General features: G+C 66.7%; 23 protein-coding genes. 10 read left to right on the forward strand and 13 right to left on the reverse strand.

Translation table 11 applies throughout. The annotated features are described in order from the left end of the window. The first annotated feature begins 2 nt into the window (after window positions 1-2). The 5 genes from ACWPN8_RS15940 (at window position 3) to argE (ending at window position 4621) form a co-directional block, all read left to right on the forward strand. Window positions 3-755 carry an ABC transporter ATP-binding protein gene (locus ACWPN8_RS15940; RefSeq protein WP_492241397.1) on the forward strand — a complete coding sequence of 251 codons (753 nt, stop codon included), beginning with the start codon at window positions 3-5 and terminating at the stop codon, window positions 753-755. Beyond that, window positions 748-1485, forward strand: a complete 738-nt coding sequence (locus tag ACWPN8_RS15945; RefSeq protein ID WP_492241398.1) for an ABC transporter ATP-binding protein — start codon at window positions 748-750, stop codon at window positions 1483-1485. Before ACWPN8_RS15940 ends, ACWPN8_RS15945 begins: the two co-directional genes overlap by 8 nt. 18 nt (window positions 1486-1503) lie before the next feature. Further along, on the forward strand, window positions 1504-2391 hold the full coding sequence (locus ACWPN8_RS15950; protein ID WP_492241399.1) for a branched-chain amino acid ABC transporter permease: 888 nt from the start codon (window positions 1504-1506) through the stop codon (window positions 2389-2391). 45 nt (window positions 2392-2436) lie between these two features. Next, window positions 2437-3375, forward strand: coding sequence for a branched-chain amino acid ABC transporter permease (locus ACWPN8_RS15955; protein ID WP_492242092.1), 939 nt, complete (start codon window positions 2437-2439; stop codon window positions 3373-3375). Window positions 3376-3466: 91 nt separating this feature from the next. Further along, a complete protein-coding gene (gene argE / locus ACWPN8_RS15960) occupies window positions 3467-4621 on the forward strand; it encodes an acetylornithine deacetylase (protein WP_492241400.1) in 1155 nt (384 codons plus the stop codon). Window positions 4622-4720: 99 nt separating this feature from the next. Here the strand turns inward: argE and ACWPN8_RS15965 are convergent, their stop codons facing one another. From ACWPN8_RS15965 to ACWPN8_RS15985, 5 genes are read right to left on the reverse strand one after another with little or no spacing between them, the layout of a single operon-like run. Next, window positions 4721-5734, reverse strand: a complete 1014-nt coding sequence (locus tag ACWPN8_RS15965; protein ID WP_109445676.1) for a proline racemase family protein — start codon at window positions 5732-5734, stop codon at window positions 4721-4723. Between the two features lie 58 nt (window positions 5735-5792). Next, window positions 5793-6581 carry an ABC transporter permease gene (locus tag ACWPN8_RS15970; RefSeq protein ID WP_492241401.1) on the reverse strand — a complete coding sequence of 263 codons (789 nt, stop codon included), beginning with the start codon at window positions 6579-6581 and terminating at the stop codon, window positions 5793-5795. Beyond that, window positions 6578-7462, reverse strand: a complete 885-nt coding sequence (locus tag ACWPN8_RS15975) for an ABC transporter permease (RefSeq protein ID WP_109445680.1) — start codon at window positions 7460-7462, stop codon at window positions 6578-6580. Before ACWPN8_RS15975 ends, ACWPN8_RS15970 begins: the two co-directional genes overlap by 4 nt. After that, window positions 7459-8553: an ABC transporter ATP-binding protein gene (locus ACWPN8_RS15980; RefSeq protein WP_492241402.1), complete on the reverse strand. Its 1095-nt coding sequence runs from the start codon at window positions 8551-8553 to the stop codon at window positions 7459-7461. Before ACWPN8_RS15980 ends, ACWPN8_RS15975 begins: the two co-directional genes overlap by 4 nt. 12 nt (window positions 8554-8565) lie before the next feature. Next, complete coding sequence (locus ACWPN8_RS15985) at window positions 8566-9639, reverse strand: ABC transporter substrate-binding protein (protein WP_492241403.1); 1074 nt, start codon at window positions 9637-9639, stop codon at window positions 8566-8568. A 170-nt stretch (window positions 9640-9809) separates the two neighbouring features. On the opposite strand from ACWPN8_RS15985, the gene ACWPN8_RS15990 reads away from it, so the two are divergent. Then, window positions 9810-10793, forward strand: coding sequence for a GlxA family transcriptional regulator (locus tag ACWPN8_RS15990; RefSeq protein ID WP_492241404.1), 984 nt, complete (start codon window positions 9810-9812; stop codon window positions 10791-10793). A gap of 42 nt (window positions 10794-10835) precedes the next feature. Here the strand turns inward: ACWPN8_RS15990 and ACWPN8_RS15995 are convergent, their stop codons facing one another. The 7 genes from ACWPN8_RS15995 to ACWPN8_RS16025 form a co-directional block, all read right to left on the reverse strand. Further along, the gene (locus ACWPN8_RS15995; RefSeq protein WP_492241405.1) at window positions 10836-11753 is read right to left on the reverse strand and encodes an ABC transporter transmembrane domain-containing protein; all 918 of its coding nucleotides are present in this window, start codon (window positions 11751-11753) and stop codon (window positions 10836-10838) included. A 175-nt stretch (window positions 11754-11928) separates the two neighbouring features. Then, window positions 11929-12966 (reverse strand): ATP-binding protein, encoded by a 1038-nt coding sequence (locus tag ACWPN8_RS16000; protein ID WP_492241406.1) that lies wholly within the window; start codon window positions 12964-12966, stop codon window positions 11929-11931. A gap of 38 nt (window positions 12967-13004) precedes the next feature. Beyond that, entirely contained in the window at window positions 13005-13694 is a 690-nt protein-coding gene (locus ACWPN8_RS16005; protein WP_492241407.1) for a response regulator, read from the reverse strand. Between the two features lie 108 nt (window positions 13695-13802). After that, window positions 13803-15248, reverse strand: coding sequence for an efflux transporter outer membrane subunit (locus ACWPN8_RS16010; RefSeq protein WP_492241408.1), 1446 nt, complete (start codon window positions 15246-15248; stop codon window positions 13803-13805). Then, window positions 15245-16252, reverse strand: coding sequence for an HlyD family secretion protein (locus tag ACWPN8_RS16015; RefSeq protein WP_492241409.1), 1008 nt, complete (start codon window positions 16250-16252; stop codon window positions 15245-15247). The genes ACWPN8_RS16010 and ACWPN8_RS16015 overlap by 4 nt, the downstream gene beginning before the upstream one ends. Beyond that, window positions 16239-16988, reverse strand: coding sequence for an ABC transporter ATP-binding protein (locus ACWPN8_RS16020; protein WP_492241410.1), 750 nt, complete (start codon window positions 16986-16988; stop codon window positions 16239-16241). Before ACWPN8_RS16020 ends, ACWPN8_RS16015 begins: the two co-directional genes overlap by 14 nt. Before the next feature lie 10 nt (window positions 16989-16998). Next, window positions 16999-18126, reverse strand: coding sequence for an ABC transporter permease (locus tag ACWPN8_RS16025; protein WP_492241411.1), 1128 nt, complete (start codon window positions 18124-18126; stop codon window positions 16999-17001). Between the two features lie 237 nt (window positions 18127-18363). Here ACWPN8_RS16025 and ACWPN8_RS16030 point away from each other — a divergent pair, with 237 nt between their 5' ends. Both ACWPN8_RS16030 and ACWPN8_RS16035 read left to right on the forward strand, forming a co-directional pair. Next, window positions 18364-19533: an SDR family oxidoreductase gene (locus ACWPN8_RS16030; RefSeq protein WP_492241412.1), complete on the forward strand. Its 1170-nt coding sequence runs from the start codon at window positions 18364-18366 to the stop codon at window positions 19531-19533. Next, entirely contained in the window at window positions 19530-19871 is a 342-nt protein-coding gene (locus ACWPN8_RS16035; RefSeq protein ID WP_492241413.1) for a DMT family transporter, read from the forward strand. Before ACWPN8_RS16030 ends, ACWPN8_RS16035 begins: the two co-directional genes overlap by 4 nt. Before the next feature lie 101 nt (window positions 19872-19972). On the opposite strand, the gene ACWPN8_RS16040 is transcribed toward ACWPN8_RS16035, so the two are convergent. Beyond that, window positions 19973-20116, reverse strand: coding sequence for a hypothetical protein (locus ACWPN8_RS16040; protein WP_492241414.1), 144 nt, complete (start codon window positions 20114-20116; stop codon window positions 19973-19975). A gap of 304 nt (window positions 20117-20420) precedes the next feature. Between ACWPN8_RS16040 and ACWPN8_RS16045 the strand changes: the two genes are divergently transcribed. Both ACWPN8_RS16045 and ACWPN8_RS16050 read left to right on the forward strand, forming a co-directional pair. Next, entirely contained in the window at window positions 20421-21170 is a 750-nt protein-coding gene (locus tag ACWPN8_RS16045; RefSeq protein WP_492241415.1) for a substrate-binding periplasmic protein, read from the forward strand. A 108-nt stretch (window positions 21171-21278) separates the two neighbouring features. Next, entirely contained in the window at window positions 21279-22844 is a 1566-nt protein-coding gene (locus tag ACWPN8_RS16050; RefSeq protein WP_492241416.1) for a methyl-accepting chemotaxis protein, read from the forward strand. Window positions 22845-23033 lie beyond the last annotated feature (189 nt).

Consider the following 23033-nt stretch of genomic DNA (forward strand, 5'->3'; position numbering starts at 1 on the left):
CCATCATCCTGGAAGCGCGTGGTCTGACGAAGGAGTTCAAGGGCTTCGTGGCGGTTCGGGATGTGAACCTCCAGGTTCGCCGCGGCACCATCCACGCGCTGATCGGCCCGAACGGCGCCGGCAAGAGCACGGTGTTCAACCTGCTGACCAAGTTCCTCACCCCCACCCGCGGCCAGATCCTCTACAAGGGCCGCGACATCACCCGCACCAAGCCCGCCGACATCGCCCTGATGGGTCTGGTCCGCTCCTTCCAGATCTCGGCCGTCTTCCCGCATCTGAGCGTGCTGGAGAATGTCCGTGTCGCGCTGCAACGGCCGCTCGGCACCAGCTTCCATTTCTGGAAGTCCGAATCGTCGCTCTACGACCTGCACGACCGGGCGCTGGAGCTGATCGAGGCGGTGAACCTCACCCCCTGGGCCGGCCATCTGGCGGCCGAGCTGCCCTATGGCCGCAAACGCGCGCTGGAGATCGCCACCACGCTGGCGCTCGACCCGGAGGTGATGCTGCTCGACGAGCCGCTGGCCGGCATGGGCCATGAGGACATCGAAGGCACCGCCGCCCTGATCAAGCGCGTCGCCGCCGACCGCACCGTTCTGATGGTGGAGCACAATCTGTCGGTCGTCGCCCACCTGTCGGACACCATCACCGTGCTCCGCCGCGGCGAGATCCTGGCGGAGGGGCCCTACGAGGTCGTCTCGAAGAACCCGCAGGTGATGGAAGCATATATGGGCACGGGGGGGACCGGACATGCCTGACGGGATGAACACCAAGACCGCCCAAGTGGGAACGGCGATGCTGGAGATCGCCGACCTGCACGGCTTCTATGGCGAGAGCCATGTGCTGCACGGCGTCAGCCTGGAGGTGCGGCAGGGCGAGGTGGTGACGCTGCTGGGCCGCAACGGCGCCGGCAAGACCTCGACCATGCGCGCCATCATGGGCATCATGGGCAAGCGCACCGGCTCGATCCGCTTCCAGGGCACCGAGCTGATCGGCATGGCCCAGCACAAGATCCCCCGCCTCGGCATCGGCTATGTGCCGGAGGAGCGCGGCATCTTCTCCAGCCTCAGCGTGGACGAGAACCTGACGCTGCCGCCGGTGGTCAAGGAAGGCGGGATGACGGTCCCGCAGATCCATGAGCTGTTCCCCAACCTGAAGGGCCGCGGCTCGACCCAGGGCACGCGGCTGTCGGGCGGCGAGCAGCAGATGCTGGCCATCGCCCGCATCCTGCGCACCGGCGCCAATCTGATCCTGCTGGACGAGCCGACCGAGGGTCTGGCTCCGGTCATCATCGAGCAGATCGGTGTCGCGGTGCGGGCGCTCAAGGCGCGCGGTTTCACCATCGTGCTGGTCGAGCAGAACTTCCGCTTCGCCGCCACCATCGCCGACCGCCATTACGTGATGGAGGAAGGCCATGTGGTCGACATGATCCCCAACGACCAGCTCCACGCCAACATGGACAAGCTGCACACCTATCTCGGCGTGTGAGCGGGAGAGGACCGTCCGATGTCGCACCTGTTCGGCATTCCGCCGCAAGCCCTGTTCGGCCAGCTTCTGCTCGGCCTGATCAACGGCTCCTTCTATGCGCTGCTCAGCCTGGGGCTGGCGGTGATCTTCGGCATGCTCAACGTCGTCAACATGGCGCATGGCGCCTTGTACATGGTCGGCGCCTTCGTGGCGTGGCTGCTGCTGAGCTATGCCGGCGTCGGCTATTGGGGGGCGCTGGTGCTGGCGCCGCTGGCGGTCGGCGCCGTCGGGCTGGTGCTGGAGCGCACCATGCTGCGCCGGCTCTACAAGGTCGACCATCTCTATGGGCTGCTGCTGACCTTCGGGCTGGCGCTGATCTTCGAGGGCGCCTTCCGCCACCAGTATGGCGTGTCGGGCCAGCCCTATCCGATCCCCGACCTGCTGAAGGGCGGCACCAACCTCGGCTTCATGTATCTGCCGACCTACCGCGGCTGGGTGGTGGTGGCCTCGCTTCTGGTATGCCTCGGCACCTGGTTCGCCATCGAGCGGACCAAGCTCGGGGCCTATCTGCGGGCGGCGACGGAGAACCCGACGCTGGTGCAGGCCTTCGGCATCAATGTGCCGGTGATGGTGTCGCTGACCTACGGCTTCGGCGTGGCGCTGGCCGGTCTGGCCGGCGTGCTGGCCGCACCGATCTACCAGGTGTCGCCGCTGATGGGGTCGAACCTGATCATCGTGGTGTTCGCGGTGGTGGTGATCGGCGGCATGGGCTCGATCCTCGGCGCCATCCTCACCGGGCTCGGGCTGGGACTGCTGGAGGGGCTGACCAAGGTGGTCTACCCCGAGGCCTCCAACATCGTCGTGTTCGTCATCATGGCCGTGGTGCTGATGGTGAAGCCGGCCGGTCTGTTCGGACGGGAGAGATAAGCCATGACCATGCAAACCAGGGACACACTGCACGAAGGTATCGTCATGTATGGCGGCTCGCCGAAGATCCTGCTGGCCGGGGCCGGGCTGCTGCTGGCAGTCCTGGCGCCCTATGCGCTCTATCCCGTCTTCCTGATGAAGGTGCTGTGCTTCGCGCTGTTCGCCTGCGCCTTCAACCTGCTGATCGGCTTCGCCGGCCTGCTCAGCTTCGGCCATGCCGCCTTCTTCGGCGGTGCGGCCTACATCGCCGCCCACACGGTGAAGGAATGGGGTTGGGCGCCGGAGTTCGGGCTGCTCGCCGCCACCGCGGCCGCAGGCCTGATGGGGTTGGTTTTCGGCCTGATCGCCATCCGCCGCCAGGGCATCTATTTCGCCATGATCACGCTGGCGCTGAGCCAGATGGTGTTCTTCCTGGCGCTCCAGCTTCCCTTCACCCATGGCGAGGACGGCATCCAGGGCGTGCCGCGCGGCACCCTGTTCGGGCTGTTCGACCTCGGCCAGCCGCTGACCATGTACTACACCGTGCTGGCGATCTTCGTCGCCGGCTTCGCCCTGATCTGGCGCACGGTGCATTCGCCCTTCGGCCAGGTGTTGAAGGCGATCCGCGAGAACGAGCCGCGGGCGGTGTCGCTCGGCTACCGCACCGACCGCTACAAGCTGGTGGCCTTCGTGCTGTCGGCCTCGCTGGCAGGGCTTGCCGGCGGCACCAAGGCTTTGGTGTTCCAGCTCGCCAGCCTGACCGACGTGACATGGCAGATGTCGGGAGAGGTGGTGCTGATGACGCTGCTGGGCGGCATGGGCACTTTGTTCGGGCCGGTGGTCGGTGCCGGGCTGGTGGTGACGCTGGAAAGCTATCTCGCCTCCACCAGCCTGCCGGTGCCGGTGGTGATCGGCTGCATCTTCGTCGTCTGCGTGCTGGTCTTCCGCCGCGGCATCGTCGGCGAGATCGTTGCGCGGAATGGCCGCGGCAAGAAGCCGTCATGACTTCGGGATGACGTTGGAGATGACCCCTGGGATGACCCCCGGGATGGCCACGGGCGATGGCTGCCAAGCCGCACTGTTATCGGAGAGTGTCATGACGAGCAGAGACATCCTGGCCCATCTGGTCGGCTTCAACACGGTCAGTTCGACGTCCAACCTGGCTTTGATCGACTGGGTTCGCGGCTACCTGGAGCAGCACGGCATCCGTTCCGAGGTGATTCGTGACGGGACCGGGACCAAGGCACATCTGTGGGCGACCATCGGCCCCGACCGCGACGGCGGCATCGTGCTGTCCGGCCATACCGACGTGGTGCCGGTGGACGGCCAGCCCTGGACCAGCGATCCTTTCACCCTGACCGAACGCGACGGCAGGCTCTACGGCCGCGGCACCGCCGACATGAAGGGGTTCATCGCGGTCGCGCTGAATGCGGTGGAGCGCTTCAAGGCGGCGGCGCTCGACCGACCGGTGCATCTCGCCTTCTCCTACGATGAGGAGATCGGCTGCCTCGGTATGCCGAGCCTGCTGGAGGCGATCGACCGGCTCGGTATCCGACCGGCCGCCTGCATCGTCGGCGAACCGACCATGATGAAGCTGGTGGTCGGACATAAGGGCATCCTGTGTGCCCGCGGGCATGTTCGCGGTCTGGAATGTCATAGCTCAATGGCCCCGGAGGGCGTCAATGCCGTCCAGTATGCCGCCAGGGTCATCGATTTCGTCCGGCGGGAGACCGAGCGGCGATACAAGGAGGGGCCGTTCGACCACCGCTTCGCCCCGTCCTCGACCACGCTGCATGTCGGCACGGTGCAAGGCGGCACCGCCTTCAACATCGTGCCGCGGGATTGCCGGTTCGACCTGGAGATCCGCCATCTGCCGACCGAGGATCCCCATCGCATCCTGCAATCCGTCGAACGCTATTGCCGCGACGTGCTGGAGCCGGAGATGCGCGCCGTCGCTCCTGAAACCGGGATCACGTTTTCCGTGTTCTGCGATACCCCCGGACTCGTCGCCGACCCCGGCTCCGACATCGCTGCGATCGTACGGCGAATCACCGGCGACAACGACAGCGCCGTCGTCGCCTATACCACCGAGGCCGGCCATTACAGCCGGGCGGGCTACCCGACCATCGTCTGCGGCCCAGGGTCGATGGAACAGGGCCATAAGCCTGACGAGTTCATCGAAGCGTCGCAGCTTGAGGCCGCAGACCGCTTCATGCAGGCGCTGGCCGGCATGCTTGGGAAGCCAAGCTAGCAGCTGCTCACCGAGGGAGACCTGACGGAACCGAACTGTGCCCCAACGTCGATCGGCGGCAGCCCAGGTTCCAATGGACCGGGGCTGCCGCCGGCTTTATCAGGCGACGAGGAAACCCGATCCGACAGGGTCGTTGCGGTCGATGACCCAGCGGGCCGTCCCCAGGATGCTGGCGGTGCCCTTGACGGTCGGCCGCACCGCGCGCACGCCGTTCAGGCGGGTCTCGCCGAGCAGGCAGCCTTCAAAGGTACCGCTGCCCAGCAAGCCCTCGGAGCGGATCGTCTGGCCGATGGTCATTTTGCCGCGCGCCTCGAACATCGCCATCATGGCGCTGGTGCCGGTGCCGCCCGGCGAGCGGTCCAGCTGGCCGGCGCTGAACACATGGACGTTCTTGTAGAAGGCGCCCTCGATGGTCGGCTCATGCCAGAAGGTCACGAAGTTGAAGTTGTTGATGTGGGCCGAGGCCGGGTGCTGGATGGCAACCTTCTGGCGCAGCTGCTCGCGCGCCAGCACGCCGTAGCGCGACAGCGCCGTGCCGTTCTCCGGACCGATGCGGAGCGCGGTGCCGGTCAGGTCGATGATGCCGAAATAATTGCCGCCCCACACGATGTCGGCCTTCAGGGGGCCGATCTCGGGCAGCTCGAAAGCCACGTCCTGGGCTGCGACATAGGCCGGCACATTCTCGAACCGGGTCCACAGCACGGCGTCGCCGTCCGTCGCCACCTCGGCCACCACGAGGCCGGCGGTGGTCTCGAAGCGGATGGTGGTGCGGTCGCCCTCGCCGCGCCGGACCAGCCCCAGCGCCACCATGGCCATGGCCACCGCAATCGTGCCGTGCCCGCACATGTGCGAATACTGGGTGCCGTCGATGTAGATCAGCCCGGCGTCGGCATCCGGACCGGACGGGGGCGTCAGGAAGACACCGAACATGTCCTTGTGCCCGCGCGGTTCGCGCATCAGGGCGCAGCGCAGCCAGTCGTAGTGGGTTTCCAGGAACTGGCGCTTCTCCAGGATGCTGGAGCCGGGAGGATAGGGAATGCCGCTGTGGACGATGCAGAGCGGCTCACCCTCGGTATGGGTGTAGACAACGTCGAACACGTCTTGCTTGCGCATGACTTGGGGCCTCTCGGGGTGTTGGCGGGAAGAAAGGGGATGGAGGACCGGGACGGGGTCAGCGCCGCTTCGACAGCACGTGGAGCCCCACGGTCAGGTCGAGAAGAACGATGGTGACCGCCGCCACCGCGATGGTGATCGACGAGACTGCGGCGATGACCGGGTCGATGGTGTACTGGACATAGTTGAACAGCTTGACCGGGATCGTCGTCAGCTCGGCGGTGGTGTTGAAGATGCTGAGCTCGACGTTGATCCAGGACGAGATGAAGGCGAAGATCGCCCCGCTCGTCAGTCCGCCGCGGATCTGCGGCAGGACCACCAGCAGGAAAGTCTCGAAGGGCCGGGCGCCGAGATCGGCCGAAGCCTCCTCCAGGGCGCGCTGCTCGGGCGTCAATTGCGGCAGGACGGAGCGCAGCACGAAGGGCGTCACGATCACCACATGGCCGACCAGCAGGGCCGCGAAGCTGCGCATCAGGCCCAGGGCAGCGCAATATTGCAGCAGGGCCGCGCCCAGCACCACGTGCGGCAGCACCAGCGGCGACATCAGCAGCGACAGCAGCGTCCGCTTGGCCGGAAAATCGTAGCGCGCGATGGCCAGGGCCGCCGGCAGGGCGAGCAGCACCGCCCCTGCCGTGGCCGCCAGCGCCAGCGCCGTGCTAATCCCGAAGGCCGCCACGTAGGAGGTGTCGGCCAGCATCCGCCCGTACCAGTCCAGCGTAAGGCCCTGCGGCGGGAAGGCGAGATAGCTGGTGGCGGTCAGCGACGCGCCGACGATGACCACGAGCGGCAGCACCAGATAGGCCATCACCGCCCAGGCGACGATCCGCAGGAGAATGCGCGCGATCATGACCGGTTGCCTCCGCCGTTGCCGATCCGCCCGGCCAGCGCCACCAGCACCAGCGTGACGACCAGGAGGGTGATGCTGAGCGCGCCGCCGTAATGGACGTCGAACACCGTGCTGTATTGCTGGAAGATCAGCATCGGGAAGACGGTGATCTTGCCGCCGCTCAGCAGGGCCGGCGTCACATAGGCGCTCGCCGCCAGCGTGAAGACCATGATCACGCCCGCGATCAGGCCGGGAAGGCACAGCGGGAAGGTCACGGTCCAGAAGGTGGTGAAGGGGCTGGAGCCGAGATCGGCCGAGGCCTCCTCCAGCGTCGGATCCACAGTGGCCAGCGCGTTGCCGACTGCCAGGACGATGAAGGGCAGGAGGATATAGACGAGGCCGATCACGATGCCCGTCTCGGTGCCGAGGAAGCGGACCGGCCGGTCCAGCAGCCCGATCCCGACCAGCGTGTCGTTGACCAGACCGTTGCGGCCGAGCAGGATCATCCACCCGAAGGAGCGGACGATGTTGCTGGTGAACAGCGGCAGCAGCAGCAGGATGACGCAGCTTCGCCGCAAGGCGTTCGACGACACCACCCGCACCAGATAATAGGCCAGCGGATATCCCAGCAGCGTGACGGCCAGCGTGGTCAGCGCGGCGATCCGGAAGGTCACCGCCAGGACGTCCCAGTGATACTGGTCGAGCAGCACGCGGGCGTAGTTCGCCAGGGACGGCGCGCCGCCGGCCATGAGGCTGGAGGACAGCACGACGACCATCGGCACGGCGAAGAAGGCCACGAAGAAGGCGACGGGGGCGGCCAGCAACGGCAGGGCGCGGCGTAGGGCGGTGGGCGGCGCGGCGGCGGGGACCGTCGCGGGGTCGCCGGTCAGGGCGGCGGTCATGGCGCCGGCTCGCCGGCGACGACGTGCAGATGCTCCGGTCGGAAGCCGACGACGACCTGGGTTCCCCGGCCGAGGCCGGCGCCCGGCATGCCCAGGCGGCGGCTCGCCAGCAGGGCGTCGCCGACCCGGACCATCACCAAGGTCTGGCCGCCGGTGTTGATCACGTCCTCGACGATGCCGCGTTCGGTGAGGAAACCGGGGGCGTCGGCGCGGTCGAGAAGCTCCAGATGCTCGGGCCGCAGCACGCCGGTGCGGCTCTGCCCGGCACCGATGCCGATGCCTGTGCTGGCGCCGGGACCAGGATGAGGAACCGCCGCCGTCCCGAAGGCCAGCCGAAGCCCGCCGTCGCCGTCCGCGGCACCGGGCAGAAAATTCGCTTCCCCGATGAATTCGGCGACGAAGCGCGTTGCCGGCGTGGCGTAGACCGCCGTCCCCGACCCGACCTGCTCGATCAGGCCGCGATTCATCACGACGATCCGGTCGGCCATGCTCATCGCCTCCTCCTGGTCGTGGGTGACGAACACGAAGGCGATGCCCAGCTTCTCCTGCAGATGCTTCAGCTCGATCTGCATCCGCTTGCGCAGCTTCATGTCGAGCGCGCTCAGCGGTTCGTCCAGAAGCAGCAGCTTGGGCCGGTTGACCACCGCGCGCGCCAGGGCGACGCGCTGCTGCTGTCCCCCGGACAGCTCGCGCGGGTACCGCGCACCCAGCGCCTCCAGCCCGACCAGTTGCAGCGCCTGCGCCGCGCGCTCCGCCGCCTCGCCCCGCGAAACCCCGTGCCGGCGGGGGCCGTAGGCGATGTTGTCGAGGACGCTCATGTGGGGGAACAGCGCGTAGTTCTGGAAGACCGTGTTCAGGGGCCGCCGGTGTGGCGGCAGCCGCGTCACGCTGTCGCCGCCGATCCGGATGTCGCCGGAATCGGGGGTGAGAAAACCGGCGATGCAGCGCAGCAGCGTGGTCTTGCCGCAGCCGCTGGGACCGAGCAGGGCGATGAACTCGCCATGCTCAACCTCCAGCGAGACGCCCTTGAGCGCGTGGAATCCACCGAAATGCTTGCCGAGATCGCGGATGGACAGCAGGGCCGGGGGCATGCCTCGTCCCCCTTACTGGCGCGCGAGTTCGCGGTTCCAGGCGTCGGTGATCGCGCCCCGGTCGCGGTTGATGTCGGCCCAGTTGAAGAGCTGCAGGTTCTTGACCGATCCGCCGACGCCCCAGGGCAGCTTGCGCTCGATGTCCGGCGCCACGGAGACGCCTTGCACGGACGGGCCGAGATAGAGCTTCTCGGCGAGGCAGGTGGCGGCTTGCGGAGTCAGGGCGGTGTCGATGAAGCGTGCGGCTTCGGCCGCGCGGGGCGTGCCCTTCACCAGATGCAGGCGCGCGTCGGTCGCCCACACGCCTTCCTTGGGAACGACGAAGCCGATCGGCAGGCCCTTGTCCGCCAGATCCCAGGCGCCGACGCTGAAATGGGCGCCGACGATCGCCTCGCCGCTCTGGTAGGCGTTGGAGGCGGCGCCCGAGCTGTCGAAGTAGAGCGCGGTGTCGAGGGTCTTCAGCTTCGCGAAGGTCTTGGACAGGTCGTTGGCCGGGTTGCCCCAGATCTTATTGAGGAACAGGATGAAGGGAACGCCCGACGAGTTGGCCGGGGACGGGATGGTGACGGCGCCCGCGAATTCCGGGTTCCAGAGATCGTTCCACGAGGCCGGGGGCGTCTTGACCTTCTGGGTGTTGTAGGTCAGGCCCAGCGAGTAGTAGCCGGTTCCCACCGCGAAGACGGCGCCGTCGGCCTTGTAGACCGCTTCGGGCGAGACCTTCGCGAGGTTGGGCACGGCCTGCGGGTCGATGGCGCCGGTGACGCCGGCGGCCTGCGCCAGTTCGCTGATGCCGCCGTCCATCCAGGCGACGTCGATGGTCGGCGCGCCCTTCTGCTGCTGGAGCTTGGCCAGCGTCACCGTCGAAGTCCCGATCTCAGGCACGACCTTGATGCCGGTCGCCTTGGTGAAGGGCTCCGCGACGCAGCTCCGGAAGGCCTCGCCCCAATTGCCGCCGTACCAGGCGACGGTCAGGGAGGTCGGCGCGGCGGCGGATTGGGCGGTGGCGGGCTGGGTGGCGGCAATTGGGGCGAAGGCGGCACCGGCCATCAGAGCGGCGCAACAGGTGGCAGCACGCAGAGAAGTCATGACGCTCTCCCTCAATGTCGGCCCTTGCGGGCGTGAAACCCTTGCAACAGGGTCGATGCTAGCCAGGGGGCGGCTTTTTCCGATAGAAGAATGCGGACGGATGCTTGAATAATTCCGACATGAGCAGCGAACACCCCGGCACCCGATCCCCTCCCGGCGCGGACCCAGCCATGGTCTCCGGCACGGTCCCCCGCCTGCGGATCGGCTTCGTCCTTCTGGATCAATTCACGCTGACCGCCTTTTCGGGGTTGATCGACGCGGTCCGGCTGGCCGCCGACCTCGGCGGGCGCAGCCGGCAGATCGACGCCAGCTGGACGGTGATGAGCGTCGGCGGACAGGCCCGGCGGTCCAGCTGCGGCGTGCTGGTCACGCCGAACGAGGATCTGCGCGATCCGACCTCCTTCGACTATGTCGCCGTCTGCGGCGGCAACGATTACCTGAACGATGTCCAGCCGGCGCGGCTGACCGACTATCTGCGGCGGGCGGTGTCCGGCCGCGTCCGGCTGCTCGGCGTTTGCACCGGGACCTTCGCCATCGCCCATGCGGGTCTTGTCGGCAGCCGTCGGGTGTGCGTCCATTGGAACGTCCTGGACGCCTTCCGCGAGCGCTTCCCGACCGTCAACGCCGCGGTCGACCAGTTGTTCATCGACGAAGGCGACCTGATCACCTGCGCGGGATCGACCGCCGCCATCGATCTCGGCCTCTATCTCGTCGGCCGGCATTGCGGGGGCCAGAAGGCGCGGCAGGCGGTCCGCCACATGATGCTGCAGGACATCCGGTCCGCCGCGCTGCCGCAGGCCCATTTCTATGCCAACCTGGACGGCATCGCCGACATCCGCGTCCGGCAGGCGTCGCATTTCATCGAGCAGCGGCTCGATTCCCCGCCGTCGGTCGAGGCCATCGCCCGCTATGTCGGGGTGAGTGCCCGGCAGTTGGAGCGCGCCTTCCAGGCGGCGCTCGGCGTGTCGCCGGCGGCCTTCCAGCGCCGGTTGCGGCTGGATTACGGGCGCTGGCTGCTGGAGAACACGCGCCGCTCGATCACCGACATCGCGTTCGACTGCGGGTTCGCCGACACCGCGCATTTCTCGCGCGATTTCAAGGCCCAGTTCGGCCGGATGCCGAGCAAGGCGCGCGGCCCCGCGCCAGGCTCGTGACGGTCCCAAGGGCAAGATGCCGTGTGATGAGTGACATTCGGCCTATCGTTTTTGTGAGGATCGGACCGGACGCTCGAACGATCCTCGGTGCTCAGTTGAGTGAAGGATCATCGTCGGCACAGCGCCAGAGTTCATGCCGCAGCCGTTCGGAGACACGGGGAGTTCGCGTTGATCGACATCTTGGATACACGACCCATGGCAGATGGATCGAACCGGGAGGAGCGACGAGCGGACCATTTCGGCATGGACGCCGCCGAGTGCGAGCAACTCATCATGTCCGCCCTGCTCGACGAGTTGCCCATGATCCATCACAACGATCGGATCGGCATGTCGGACCGCGCAGAGCCGGTGGACGATGGTGATTGTCGGCGATGGTCGCATTGAGCAGGTACGGTTCCTGGGTGACCATGCCGAGCATGTCGTCAACGCCTGAAAACTCAGATCGCGAACATCGACGCCGTCGTAGCAGGTCGAGCCCGCATCCACATCGTAGAGCCGGGCAAGAAGGTGGCCGGGCATGGCGATCGTCGTCATCACCACCGTGCTGACGTTGCGCGTCAGCTCGCTTGCGGTGTGAGTGACGAGCGCCTGCAGGCCGCCGATGTCGCTGGCAATGCGGGACTGCACCTCGCCCGTCCGCGTCGTCGTGAAGAAGCCGAGGGACAGGGCTTGCAGATGCGCATGAACCCGCACCCGCAGGTCATGCATGATCGCCTGTCCGACCCTTGACGTGATCGCCACCTGAAGGGCACCGATCAAGGCTCCGAAACAGGCAAGGGCGATCAGGCTGCCGGCGAGACGTGCCAAAAGCCCGAGATCGCCGTTCAGCAGCGCGTCATCGATGATGGCGCGCAACAGGAAAGGCGAGGCGATGCCCAAAGCCGACGACGCAACGATCAGGACGAGCAGCAAGATCAGGCGGGCGGCATAGGCCTTGAACAGACCAGGCACGCGGCGCACGGAAACGTGCTTCGCTGCAAGATCGTCGTGAAGACTCCTCGAATTCCTGACGTCTATCTACCATAGGTCATCTCTGGTCGAACTGTAGGTTTTGCCTGGCGCCGAGGCGGGCGCAAGGCAGCTCGTCCGGCGCCGGACCTGCCGAGCGCCGGGCAGCATGCTTGCGGGTGTATGGTCAGAGTTTCGGTAAGCGGATCTCGAAGGTAACGCCTTGCGGTTCCGATGCCATGGCCACCGCAACGCCGCCATGGGCCTGTGCGATGGCCTGCACCACCGCCAGGCCCAGGCCGCTGCCGCCGCTCTCCCGCGAACGTGACGCGTCGCTCCGCCAGAAGGCGTCGAAGACCTGGGTCTCCGCCCCCTTCGGCAAGCCGGGACCGTGATCGCAGACCCGCAGGATGGCATGGTCGCGGGTCACACGGGTTTCGATGCGAACCTCGCAAGGGGCGGCGTAGCGCCGGACATTGTCGAGCAGTGCGGTCAGGGTCTGACGGATGCGGGCACCATCGCCGCGGATCACCACCGATCCAAGATCGACATGGACCGACACGCCGGCCATTCGCAACATGGGCGCGGTGACGGCCACCACCGAGGCGACTTCCTGGGCAAGGTCGATGGTCTCAAGCCTCAGTTCGAGACGCCCGTTCTGCGCCAGGGTCAGAACCTTCAGGTCGTCGACGATCCGGCTCAGCCCCTCGACCTGGACAAGCAACCCCTGGAGCGACGGCGTGTCGGGTGTGAAGACACCATCGACATACCCCTGGATCTGGCCGCGCAGAATGGTCAGGGGCGTGCGCAGCTCATGGGCGATGGCGGCATGCCACGCCCGCATCTCCGTTTCCGCCCGGTTCAGCTGCCCGGCCATGTGGTTGAAATCCTCGATCAACTGGCGGGTTTCGGCGAACGACGCCTTCGTCGGCGCGGCGCGCGCGCTCAGATCGCCCGCGGCAACCCGCCGCGCCGCCGTCGCGACCGCCTCCAGCGGCTGGATGAGCCGGCGGGCGAAGCGCATCGCCGCAACGATTGCCCCTCCCAGTCCGATGGCCCACAGCCCAAGGAAGGCGACCCACTCCGGCGTCGTCGGCCAGTAGCTGTCCGGTTCGGGAAGGCCCTCCAACCCCTCGGGTGCCCAAAACCGGAAATAGACGAACTCGTAGAACAGGAAGGACCCGGCGCACATGATGATGAGCGCCAGCCCGGTCACCCCCGCCATGGACGCAACCAGCTGCCGGTTCAATGACTTGGCCGCTTTCATGGAATGGTCGACAGCCGATAGCCGACGCCCCTGATGCTCTCGAAGAGAGTAAGGTTTCCGGCGGCATGGAGCTTGCGCCGGATGTTGCTGGCGTGCGTGTCGATGGTCCGCTCCAGCGTGTTGCCTTCCGGCAGGCAGGCGTCGATCAGGTCGGCGCGGCTGAAAACGCGCGTGGGCTGGCGGGCCATATGCGACAGGATGCGGAACTCCGTCGCCGTCAGGTCGATGCGGACCCGGCCGTCGGCGCCTTCGACGACGACGGCATGGGCCGTCAGGTCGATTTCCAGCGGACCGACCCGCAGCACCGCGATGTCGCTCCGGCCCATCGCGCGACGCAGGACCGCCTTGACCCTGGCAACCACCTCCAGCGGGTTGAACGGCTTGACGATGTAGTCGTCGGCACCGATCCGCAGCGCCTGGAGCTTGTCGAGGTCCTCGTCGAGCGCCGTGACCATGATGACGGGGGTATCGCCGCGCCGTCTGATCGCCGCCAGAACCTCGTAGCCGTCGAGCTTGGGGATCTTGACGTCGAGGAGCACGATGTCGGGCTGCAGCTGATGATGCAGATCGAGGGCGATCTGCCCGTTCTCCGCCCGGACCGTCCGCAGCCCCTCACGGTCGAGATACCCCGTGATGATCCGGGCAACGTCGGGCTCGTCCTCCACAACCAACACCAGCACGCTCATTTCCAACTCCAGATTTCGGCCGTGAGGCTCATGGTAGCGCCGCTTTATGGAGGTTCCGTGGAGAACGTGCAGAGACTGTCGCGCCGTTCGCAGAATGACGGGCCCGACCTATCCGGAAACCGCCGGACAGCCGCCCAGGGCGCGGTAAAGGGATGCGGCAGTCTCCAGCCTTGCCCGCTTGGCGTCCAGCAGCGCCTGGTCGGCGGCGAACAGGCTGCGTTCGACGTCCAGGACCTCCAGGTAACCGACCGCGCCGGCCAGATACCGGTTCATCGTCATCGTGCGGCGACGTGCCTCGACCTCGCGCAGGGCGGTGCGGGCCGCGATATCGCGCTCCAGAGACGCCTGCCCGGCCAGGGCATCGGACACCTCGCGGAACGCCGTCTGGATGGTCCGCTCATATTCGATGACGGCGGAGTTTTCGCGCGCCCGCGACAGATCCAGGTTGGCTTGGTTCCGCCCGCCGTCGAAGATCGGCAGGCTCACCTGGGGAACGACCTGCAACGCAGCGCTGCCGGCGGTGAAAAGGCTGCTGAGTTCACCGGAGGCGACACCTCCCATTCCCGTCAGCCGGATCGACGGGAAGAAGGCGGCGCGGGCAGCGCCGATCTGGGCGTTGGCGGCCTGGAGCCGCTGCTCCGCCGCGACGATGTCGGGACGCGCCGTCAGCAGTTCGGACGGCAGGCCGGCCCGCATCACCCCCCATCCCGCACCGAAGGCGGCGGCGGTGAAGGGCGGCGCATCCTCGGTTCCACCTCTGTCGCCATAGCCGGTCAGCAGGGCCAGGGCCTGTTCGGCGCGCGCATGGACCAGCTGTTGCTCGATCAGGTCGGCGTCGGCCGCCCCGACCAGCGACCGGGCCTGCTCCAGCTCCAGCGGGGAGGAAACGCCGGCCGCGACGCGCCGCGTCAGCAAGGCGACCGCCGCCGTCCGCGACGCGACGGCACGCCGCGCAAGCTCGACACGGGCCGCCGCCGCGCGCTCCAGCACATAGCCCCGCACCACCTCGGCCACCACGCTGATCCTCGCCGCCCTCTGCGCCTGCTCCGTCGCCAGATACTCGTGCAGGGCCGCATCGGACAGGCTCTGGGCCTTGCCGAAGAAATCCAGCTCATAGGCAGCCAGGGTGACTCCCGCCTGATGGGCGGACTCGTTGTTTCTCGCCGGATGGGTGGTCGTGGCCTCCAGGGCGACGGTGGGGAGGCGGGAGGCCGATTGGATGCCATGCAGAGCCCGCGCCTCCACGACCCGTGCCGCCGCCAGTTTCAGATCGCGGTTGTGCTCAAGCGCCGCCGCGACAAGGCGCCTCAGCACGGGTTCGGGGAATTGCGTGCACCAGGCCGTGCTGCGGAGGACGGATGCCGCCTTGCCTCCCGGCTCCGGCTGATTGGCCGACCGGGGATCGGACGATTGTGCCGCAACCGGATAGCTGGCGGGGATCGGCGCTGCGGGCCGCTCGTAAAGGGGGGCCAGCGAACAACCCGATAGCAGGGCAACGGCGCAGACGGCGGCAAGGGCCGCGGCCCGGCGATGAGGCTTCGACGGAGCGGTCATCCCCGGACCTCCTTCGGGGTCCGCAGCGACGGCGTCTCCGGCCGTGCGTCGCCGGGAACCTGGCGGGCGGTGAGGAACTTCGCAAGTCCGCGCTGTCCGATCAGGAAGCGTTGGCCGGCGCGGGCCGACAGGGCGACCACCACCTCCACCACGCGCTCGTCGACACGCTGCGTGGCATCGCTCGGGTCGATCTTCCGCTGCCCGAGGATCTCGCCGATGCGCAGGACCTCGCCGGACAGCGGCTCGGGCGTGCTGTCGAGCGTGACCGTCACCGGCTGGCCGGCATGGACCTGCCGCATCAGCCGCTCTTCGACATCGACACGGAAGATGAAGCGCTCGTTGGGCACCAGCGTGAACAGGGTGGAGACGCTGAGGGTCGAGGCGCCGCTGCCCGGCCGGGCCTGGAGCCGGACGATCCGTCCATCGACCGGCGCCCGGATCTCGCGCTGGGCGATCTCCATGTCCGCGGTCGCCAGCCGTGCCTGGGCGAGGCGGATCGCCGCCTTGTGGACGTCCAGATCGGCCTCGGCTTCCTCCAGGCGGCTCTGGGCCTCGTCGACCAGCTTGACCGCTTCGGCGCCATCCCGGCGCAGGCGGTCGAGCCGGTCGCGTTCGCGGCGGGCGGCGGCGGCACGGACCCGCATAACAGCAAAGCGGGCCTCCGTTTCGGCAAGGGCGGCACGGGCTTCGTCCAGCGTGGCGCGGGCCGCCCGGTCGTCCTGCCGCGCCAGCAGATCGCCGGCCCGCACGTCGGCGCCTTCGGACACGAAGATCGCAGAGATCACGCCGTCCCGCTGGGCGGCGATCTGGATCATGCCGCCTTCGACATCGATCCGGCCGCGACCGGCCGCCGCGACCGGCGCCTCCACCGACAGAATTTCCTGGTCTCCCGAACCGGCCCCGGACAGCTCATCAGTCAGTCCGGTGGAGACGGCCAGCCCGATGCAGGATCCAATGGCGATCACCGCCAGTCCGCCCAGCATCAGGCGCTTAGGACGCAGCATGTTCAATGTCCCGATGATGGAAGGTGTCCGGCGTTTCCGGCCGTTCGTCGCTCACGATCCGCCCGTCGTCGATGGTGACGATGCGGTCGGCATGGCCGGCCAGACGGCTGTCGTGGGTCACGCACAGGACCGCCGCCCCGTTGCGGTGGGCGATCCTGCGCAGGATGCGGATCACCAGATCGCCGTTGGTGCGATCCAGGGCGGAGGTCGGTTCATCGGCGAACAGCAGGGTCGGTTGCTTGACCAAGGCACGGGCGATGGCCACCCGTTGCTTCTCGCCGCCGGACATGGCCGAAGGCTTGAGATGGGCCCGGTCGCTCAACCCGACCTCCTTCAGGCTCTCCCACGCGCGGCTGTCGATGTCCGCCGCCGGGGCGCCGGTCAGCTGAAGAACCAGCCGCACCTGATCCAGGGCGCTCAAAGCGCCGAACAGGTTGGGGCTTTGAAAGATGAAGCCGCACTGCCGCAGGCGCACGGCGGTGAGGTCTGCCTCGCCGAGATCGTCGATCGGTTGGCCCAGAATGCTGACCGTGCCGCGGTCGGGACGCGACAGGCCGGCCAGCACCGCCATCAGCGTGGATTTGCCGGAGCCGGACGGTCCCATCAAGAGGGTCAGCTCGCCGCACCGCGCCGACAGGTCGATCCCCTTCAGGATGTCCATCCGGCTGTCGCCGCTGCTGTAGGATTTGTAAAGGCCCCGGGCGAAGAGCGCCGGCGTGTCCGAGGAAACGAGCATTGTTGTTCTCCTATCGCAGCAGATCGGCCGGTTCGCTGCGGTACAGCACCGACAGGGCGACCAGTCCAGACAGACAGGCGATGGCGGTGACGAACAGGGTGGTGATGCCGCCGAGCCACCAGGTCAGAACCAGCGGAATCCCCATGACCCAGGCCAGCCCGCTGAGCAGGCCGGCGATGACGAACATCAGGAGGTTGCCGACAAGAGCGACCCACAGGGATTGTTCGAGGACGATGGCGCGCAGTTGGCCGACCGTGACGCCGAGGGCGCGCAGCGTCGCATATTCCTTCAGCGAGGCGATCACCGCGCCGCGCAGGGTCTGGCCGGTCACGCCGACGCCGACCAACAGCGCCAGCAGCATGGAGAAGCCGAACGAGGTTCCAGCCCCCGACTCCTCCAGCCAGAACAGGGCGGACTTTGCCGTCAGCTCCTCCGGCGTCGCGACGCCATAGGTCTGCACCCCGCCGGCGGCTTCCAAGTCCTGCCGGACCTGTTCGACATCGAAGCGGGGATCGAGCTTCAACAGGAAATACGGAGGCCCGCTGCTGGTCCAGTCCGCGTTGATCCGCCGGAGCGACTCGGCCGAGGTGAAGACGAGCGGCATGAGATTGCTGCGGAATCCGCGAACGAAACCGCCGATGGTCACCCGCCTTCCGGCAATCTCCGCGGTGCCGCCGATGGTTGCCCCCAGCTTGGCCGCGTCGGCCTGGTCCACCAGCACCGTCTCGGGAGCCGACAGGACCGCCAGCGTGTCCGCCGCAATGCCGTCAAGCCCGCTGAGCGCGCCAGGCCGGATGTTGACGCCGACGATCATGACGTTCTGCCGCGCGCCATCCCCGGTCCGCCAGTCGGTGTATCCGAGACTCATCTCATGAACATCCAGAACGGCAGGGTGCGACCAGAACAGCCCTTCGACACGGGCCGGAACGACGGTCGACTGGTCCCAACTCTGGATGTTCGGGGCGGTGATCCACAGATCGGCTTTCGACCGCGTGAGCGGGAGGGTGAAGGCGTCGAGCTGGCCCAGCAGCAAGCCGACCTGCACGAGGATCAACAGACCGGAGAAGGCCAGCGTCAGGATCGCTGCGGCGAACCGCCTCCATTCATGCACAAGATTTTGTCGAGCAAGCGAAACCATCGAATGTCCCCGGGCTATCTGCCCGAACCAAGTGCCATCCGGTCGTGGAGGGACCGTCCATCGATTGTCGAGATCGTGCAGAGACGGTGGACCGGGGGGTGAAATGCGCAAGCCGACCCGGCCTTGATCGAAGCTCCATGAAATCTGCACGGAGCGATGGAAGGTTTCCGGCAAGCCGCAGTCGCCGCGATGCGATGCGATGCGACGCAGCCTCCTTCCCTCAAGGACTCGATACGGATGACGACTGTTCTTTTGACCGGCGCGACTGGCTTCATCGGCGGCGCCGTTCTCGCCCACGGCCTCTCCCACGATCCGGATTGGCATTGGATTTGTCTCGTGCGGGGCAAGGGGGAGGAACAGGCCCGTGCCCGGCTTGCCGAAAACCTGGGCCGCTTCATGGGCGCCGAAGCGGCCTGCAAGGCCATTCGGCGGGTCGAGATCGTCGTCGGCGACATCACCGATCCGGCAAGCCTGGAAGACGGGCGTCTGGATGGCGTGACCCACATCCTGCATCTCGCCGCCGACACCTCCTTCCGTGCGCAGGAGCTTTGCCATCGGATCAATGTCGAGGGCACTCGGGCGCTCGCGGTGCGGGCGCGGCGCATGCCGCATCTGCATCGCTTCCTCTATGGCGGAACCGCGATGATCTGCGGGGGCAACCCGCCGCCGGTGGTCCGGGAATCCGATGCACCGGCGGAGGCGGCGCAACACCTCGTTCCCTATACCCGGACCAAGGTTGCCGCCGAGACCATGCTCAGGCAGGAGTTTGCCGATTTGCCCGTCGTCATGGTGCGCCCCTCTATCGTCACCGGGCACCGGACGCTCGGCTGCATCCCCAGCAGCAGTATCTTCTGGATGTTCCGTGCCGGCGACCGGCTGCGTCTGGTGGCGGGCGAGCTGGCGGGCGGCATCGACGTGGTTCCGGTCGATTGGACCGCCGAGGTTCTGGTCGGGCTTCTGGCCAAGCCGACGCTGGCCCATGACGTCTATCATCTCTCGGCCGGCGAGGCGAAGCGCACGAGCTGGGACAGCCTGGCCGCCGCCTTCGAACGCTGCGATCCCCAGGGCGGCCCCCGCTGCTACAGCCGGTTCGACGACGGCGATTGGAAGACGCTGCGGGCACGGTTCCAGGCGGTCTTCGGCCTCGACCAGCCGATCAAGCTGGCGATGCTGCGGGCGATGCGCGCCTATTACCAGTTCAGCACGCTCGGCGTCGTCTTCGCCAACGAGCGGCTGACCGCGGAGGGCTTTTCCCTGCCGCCAACGCTGTCCGACTATCTGCCCGCCTGCCTGTCGGCCCCCGCCAACCTCTCGATTCTCGACCAGTTCGCCGACGATCTCGGCATGTTCGACGAAGCCCCCGCGGTTCAGGAAAATTCGGTTCAGCCGGATTCTGTGGCGGCATGACCGCGGCCGGCGCCTATGGGCTTCTCGGCCTCGCGATCCTGGCGGAAATCACCGCCACGATTGCGCTGAAGGCCGCCGACGGAATGACCCGGATCGGCCCGATGGTGATCGTCGCCGTCGGCTATGCCCTGTCCTTCTGGCTGTTGTCCGTGTCCCTCCAGCGTTTCCCTATCTCGCTCGTCTATTCGGTCTGGGCGGGGTTCGGCATGGCCGGTGCCGCCATCGGCGGCTGGTGGCTGTTCGGTGAGGCCCTGGCCCCGTCCGCACTGCTCGGCATCGCAATCATCGCCCTGGGTGTCTTCATCCTGGCCGGTGCGATGGAACCGTCTGCGGCCTGACCTCCCCGGCGCAACCGCTCACGACCCTTCATACATCGACCACGTACTCGCTTCATGACTTGGAGATCCTTGGTCGCCGGCTGGAACTGACTCACGCGAAATCAGCGGAGGAAGCCTATGCCATTCTGCGGAAGGATAGCGATTTTGCTGTCATCCTGCTTGATGTCGTGATGGAGACGCCGGATGTAGGCCCGGCCGGGTGAAACCATCGCCACGACAAACAGCACGATCAGCAGGAAGGGCATCGGGCTTCACCTCGTCAGGACCGACTTGGCTGCACTGTCGCAGACCTGCTTTGCGCCAGAATGAATATCACATGACGGTTTGGGGAATTTCGAAATAAAACCGACAATAAAATGCAATTGCCTCCACAAACACGTAAACAATAAATGAACAGTGAATTTTTCGTGAAAATATTCAAGAGGATTAAATTGGTAACGGGCAATTAATGATGCGGAATCGACATTGTCACAGCGCCTTTCACAACGTGCCTCTCCGCCCTCCGGTCCTGTGCTGGAACCGGGGTCTGGCCGTCCAAGGAGTATTGCCGTGATTGGAAGACTGATAGGTCTTACTCTTTTCCTGGCCGGAACCGTCCTGGCGTCCGCCGCAGGAGCCAAGGCGGATACGGTTCGCCTGACGACGCTGGAGTGGCCCCCCTATTCCGGTTCTCTGCCGGACAATGGTTTCTCGAGCATCGTGGTCCGCGAAGCGTTCAAAGCGATGGGGCATACGGTCAGCATTGACGTATTGCCCTGGCAGCGCGCCGTCCACAGCGCCAAGGAAGAGCCCGGCATCGTCGGGTACTTTCCGGAATATCCGGCGGATCTCGATGGCTTCGCCCTTTCCGGCCCGATCGGCGACAGCCCGCTCGGTCTGATCGTTCCGGCCGGTGCCAGGATCGCCGACACCAGCCCCACCGGCTTGGCCCGCCTGAAGCTGGGCGTGGTCAATGGCTATGTGAATGCCAAGCCGGTGGGCGACGCCATCGCGGCAAACGGCCTGAAGCCGGAAGCGGTGGTGGACGATACCACCAACATCCGCAAGGTCGCCGCCGGCCGGATCGAGGCTGCGGAGATCGACCGTTATGTCTTCTCCTACCTGATGCGCAACACCGCAGAACTGAAGCCTCTTCAGGACAAGGTTGAATTCGGCCCGCTTCTCGAAGCGAAGACGCTTCACGTCGCCTTCAATACAAAACCGGAAGGGCAAAAGTGGGCTGCGATCTTTGCCGAAGGGCTGAAGAAGATCGACATCGGCACCCTCCAGAAGCAGCACCTGTCGGCCCTCACGCAATAGCGGCATCCGCCCGTCAGCCCCCACTGCGATCCCGGAGACAGGGGCAGTCCCGAAGATGATGGATTGGATCCCCGCGTCGCCGGGGCTGCCGCGTCAAAAGGAGTAGCGATGTTCGGACTCTACCGCCGCAATCTTACAGTCCGCGTTCTGTTTCCGATCGCCGCCCTCTTCGTCGCTCTTGCCCTCGCCGCGATGACGGGCGTCGCCTACATGAACATGGCCGTTGCCCGCAATGGGCTTACGGAACGGGCGCAGATGATCGCGACGGCTCTTGCCGGCGGGGCCGGCGAGGCCCTGTGGAACATGGATGGCAATGCGGCGTCGGCTCTGCTTGCGGCACTGTCGGCCGATCCCGACTATGTCGGCAGTTCCATCAAGGACAAGGACGGCAAGGTCTTCGCCTCGCACGGCGCCACGGTCTCGCAGTCCGAAGCCGGAATCATGGGCACAGCTCCCGTAACGCGCAGCGAAGGCGCGAAAGCGACGGAGATCGGAACGCTCCAAGTCAGGCTGTCGACCCAGCGCATCCAGAACGACATCCGCACGACCACAGCGATCATCGCGCTGGCCGCTCTGCTGGCGGTCCTGGTGATCTGCGGCGTCCTCGGCGCCATCGTCCGAACCGTCACCCGTCCGATCGCACAGATGACCCGCGTGATGAGTGCACTTGCCGCCGGCGAAACCGACGTCGACGTTCCGGCCACCGGACGGGAGGACGAGGTCGGCAAGATGGCCTTCGCCGTACAGAGCTTCCGGGAAAACGCCATCGAGCGGCGCCGGCTGGAAGCCGAGCAGCTGCACCTGCGCGAGGAAGCCGAACGGCAGCGGCAGCATGCGCTGGCCTCGGTCGCCGAAACCTTCGACCGCGACGTCGCACGCCTGCTGACGGACGTCAACAGGACATCCTCCTCCATGGGCCTGTCGGTTGGCGAGGTGGCCGCCAGCGCCGGCGAGAACGCCACGGTCAGCCAGACTGTCGCCCACACATCGGAGGAGGTCAGCAGCAGCGTGCAGACCGTGGCAGCGGCTGTGGAGGAACTGGCCGCATCAATCCGTGAGATCTCCATTCAGGCGCAAAGCTCGCAGGCCGAATTGCAGGGTGCCAGCCGGCAGGTCGCCGCCACGGTCGATCTCATGAACCGGCTCGTCGGCGATGCCGGGCGGATCGGAGACGTCCTGACGCTCATCACCTCCATCGCAGGGCAAACCAACCTGCTGGCGCTGAACGCCACCATCGAAGCGGCCCGGGCGGGCGAGGCCGGCAAGGGCTTCGCGGTGGTGGCAACCGAGGTGAAGAATCTCGCGGGTCAGACCGCCAAGGCGACGGAGGAGATTTCCGTCCTGATCGGAGCGATCCAGGCATCGACCGGGGATGCCGCCGGCAAGATCGGCGATATCTCGCGCGTCATGGACCAGTTGAACAGCATCAGTGCGTCGATTGCTGCAGCCGTCGAACAACAGAATGCGGCGACGACGGAAATCAGCCGTGCGGTCCAGCAGGCTGCCCAGGGGACCGAGCGCCTGCGCCTGAACGTTCACACCGTTGCCGACTCCGCGCAGCGCAACGGGACCGCCGCTGCGACCCTGCATGGCGGCATTCAGGACCTGGAACGCGGCGTCCATGAACTCCAGGCGCAGGTCGACCGCTTTGTCGGGACGTTGCAGGCTGGCTGAGCGCGCGGAATGCAGGCCGAGTTTATGAGGATGATGACTCGGTCTTTCAAACGGCATTCAGCACACGGCATGTCCGGTGGCTATTGCCGCGAGGGGAAGCGAGGTCGTCCCCCGCGTCTGAGAAATATGTCACGACGGGGAAGCCGGTCAGGAGGATCATCAGGCGGCGCGACGATGGCACGCTGGGGG

Source organism: Azospirillum sp. UENF 112521 (assembly GCF_058780665.1).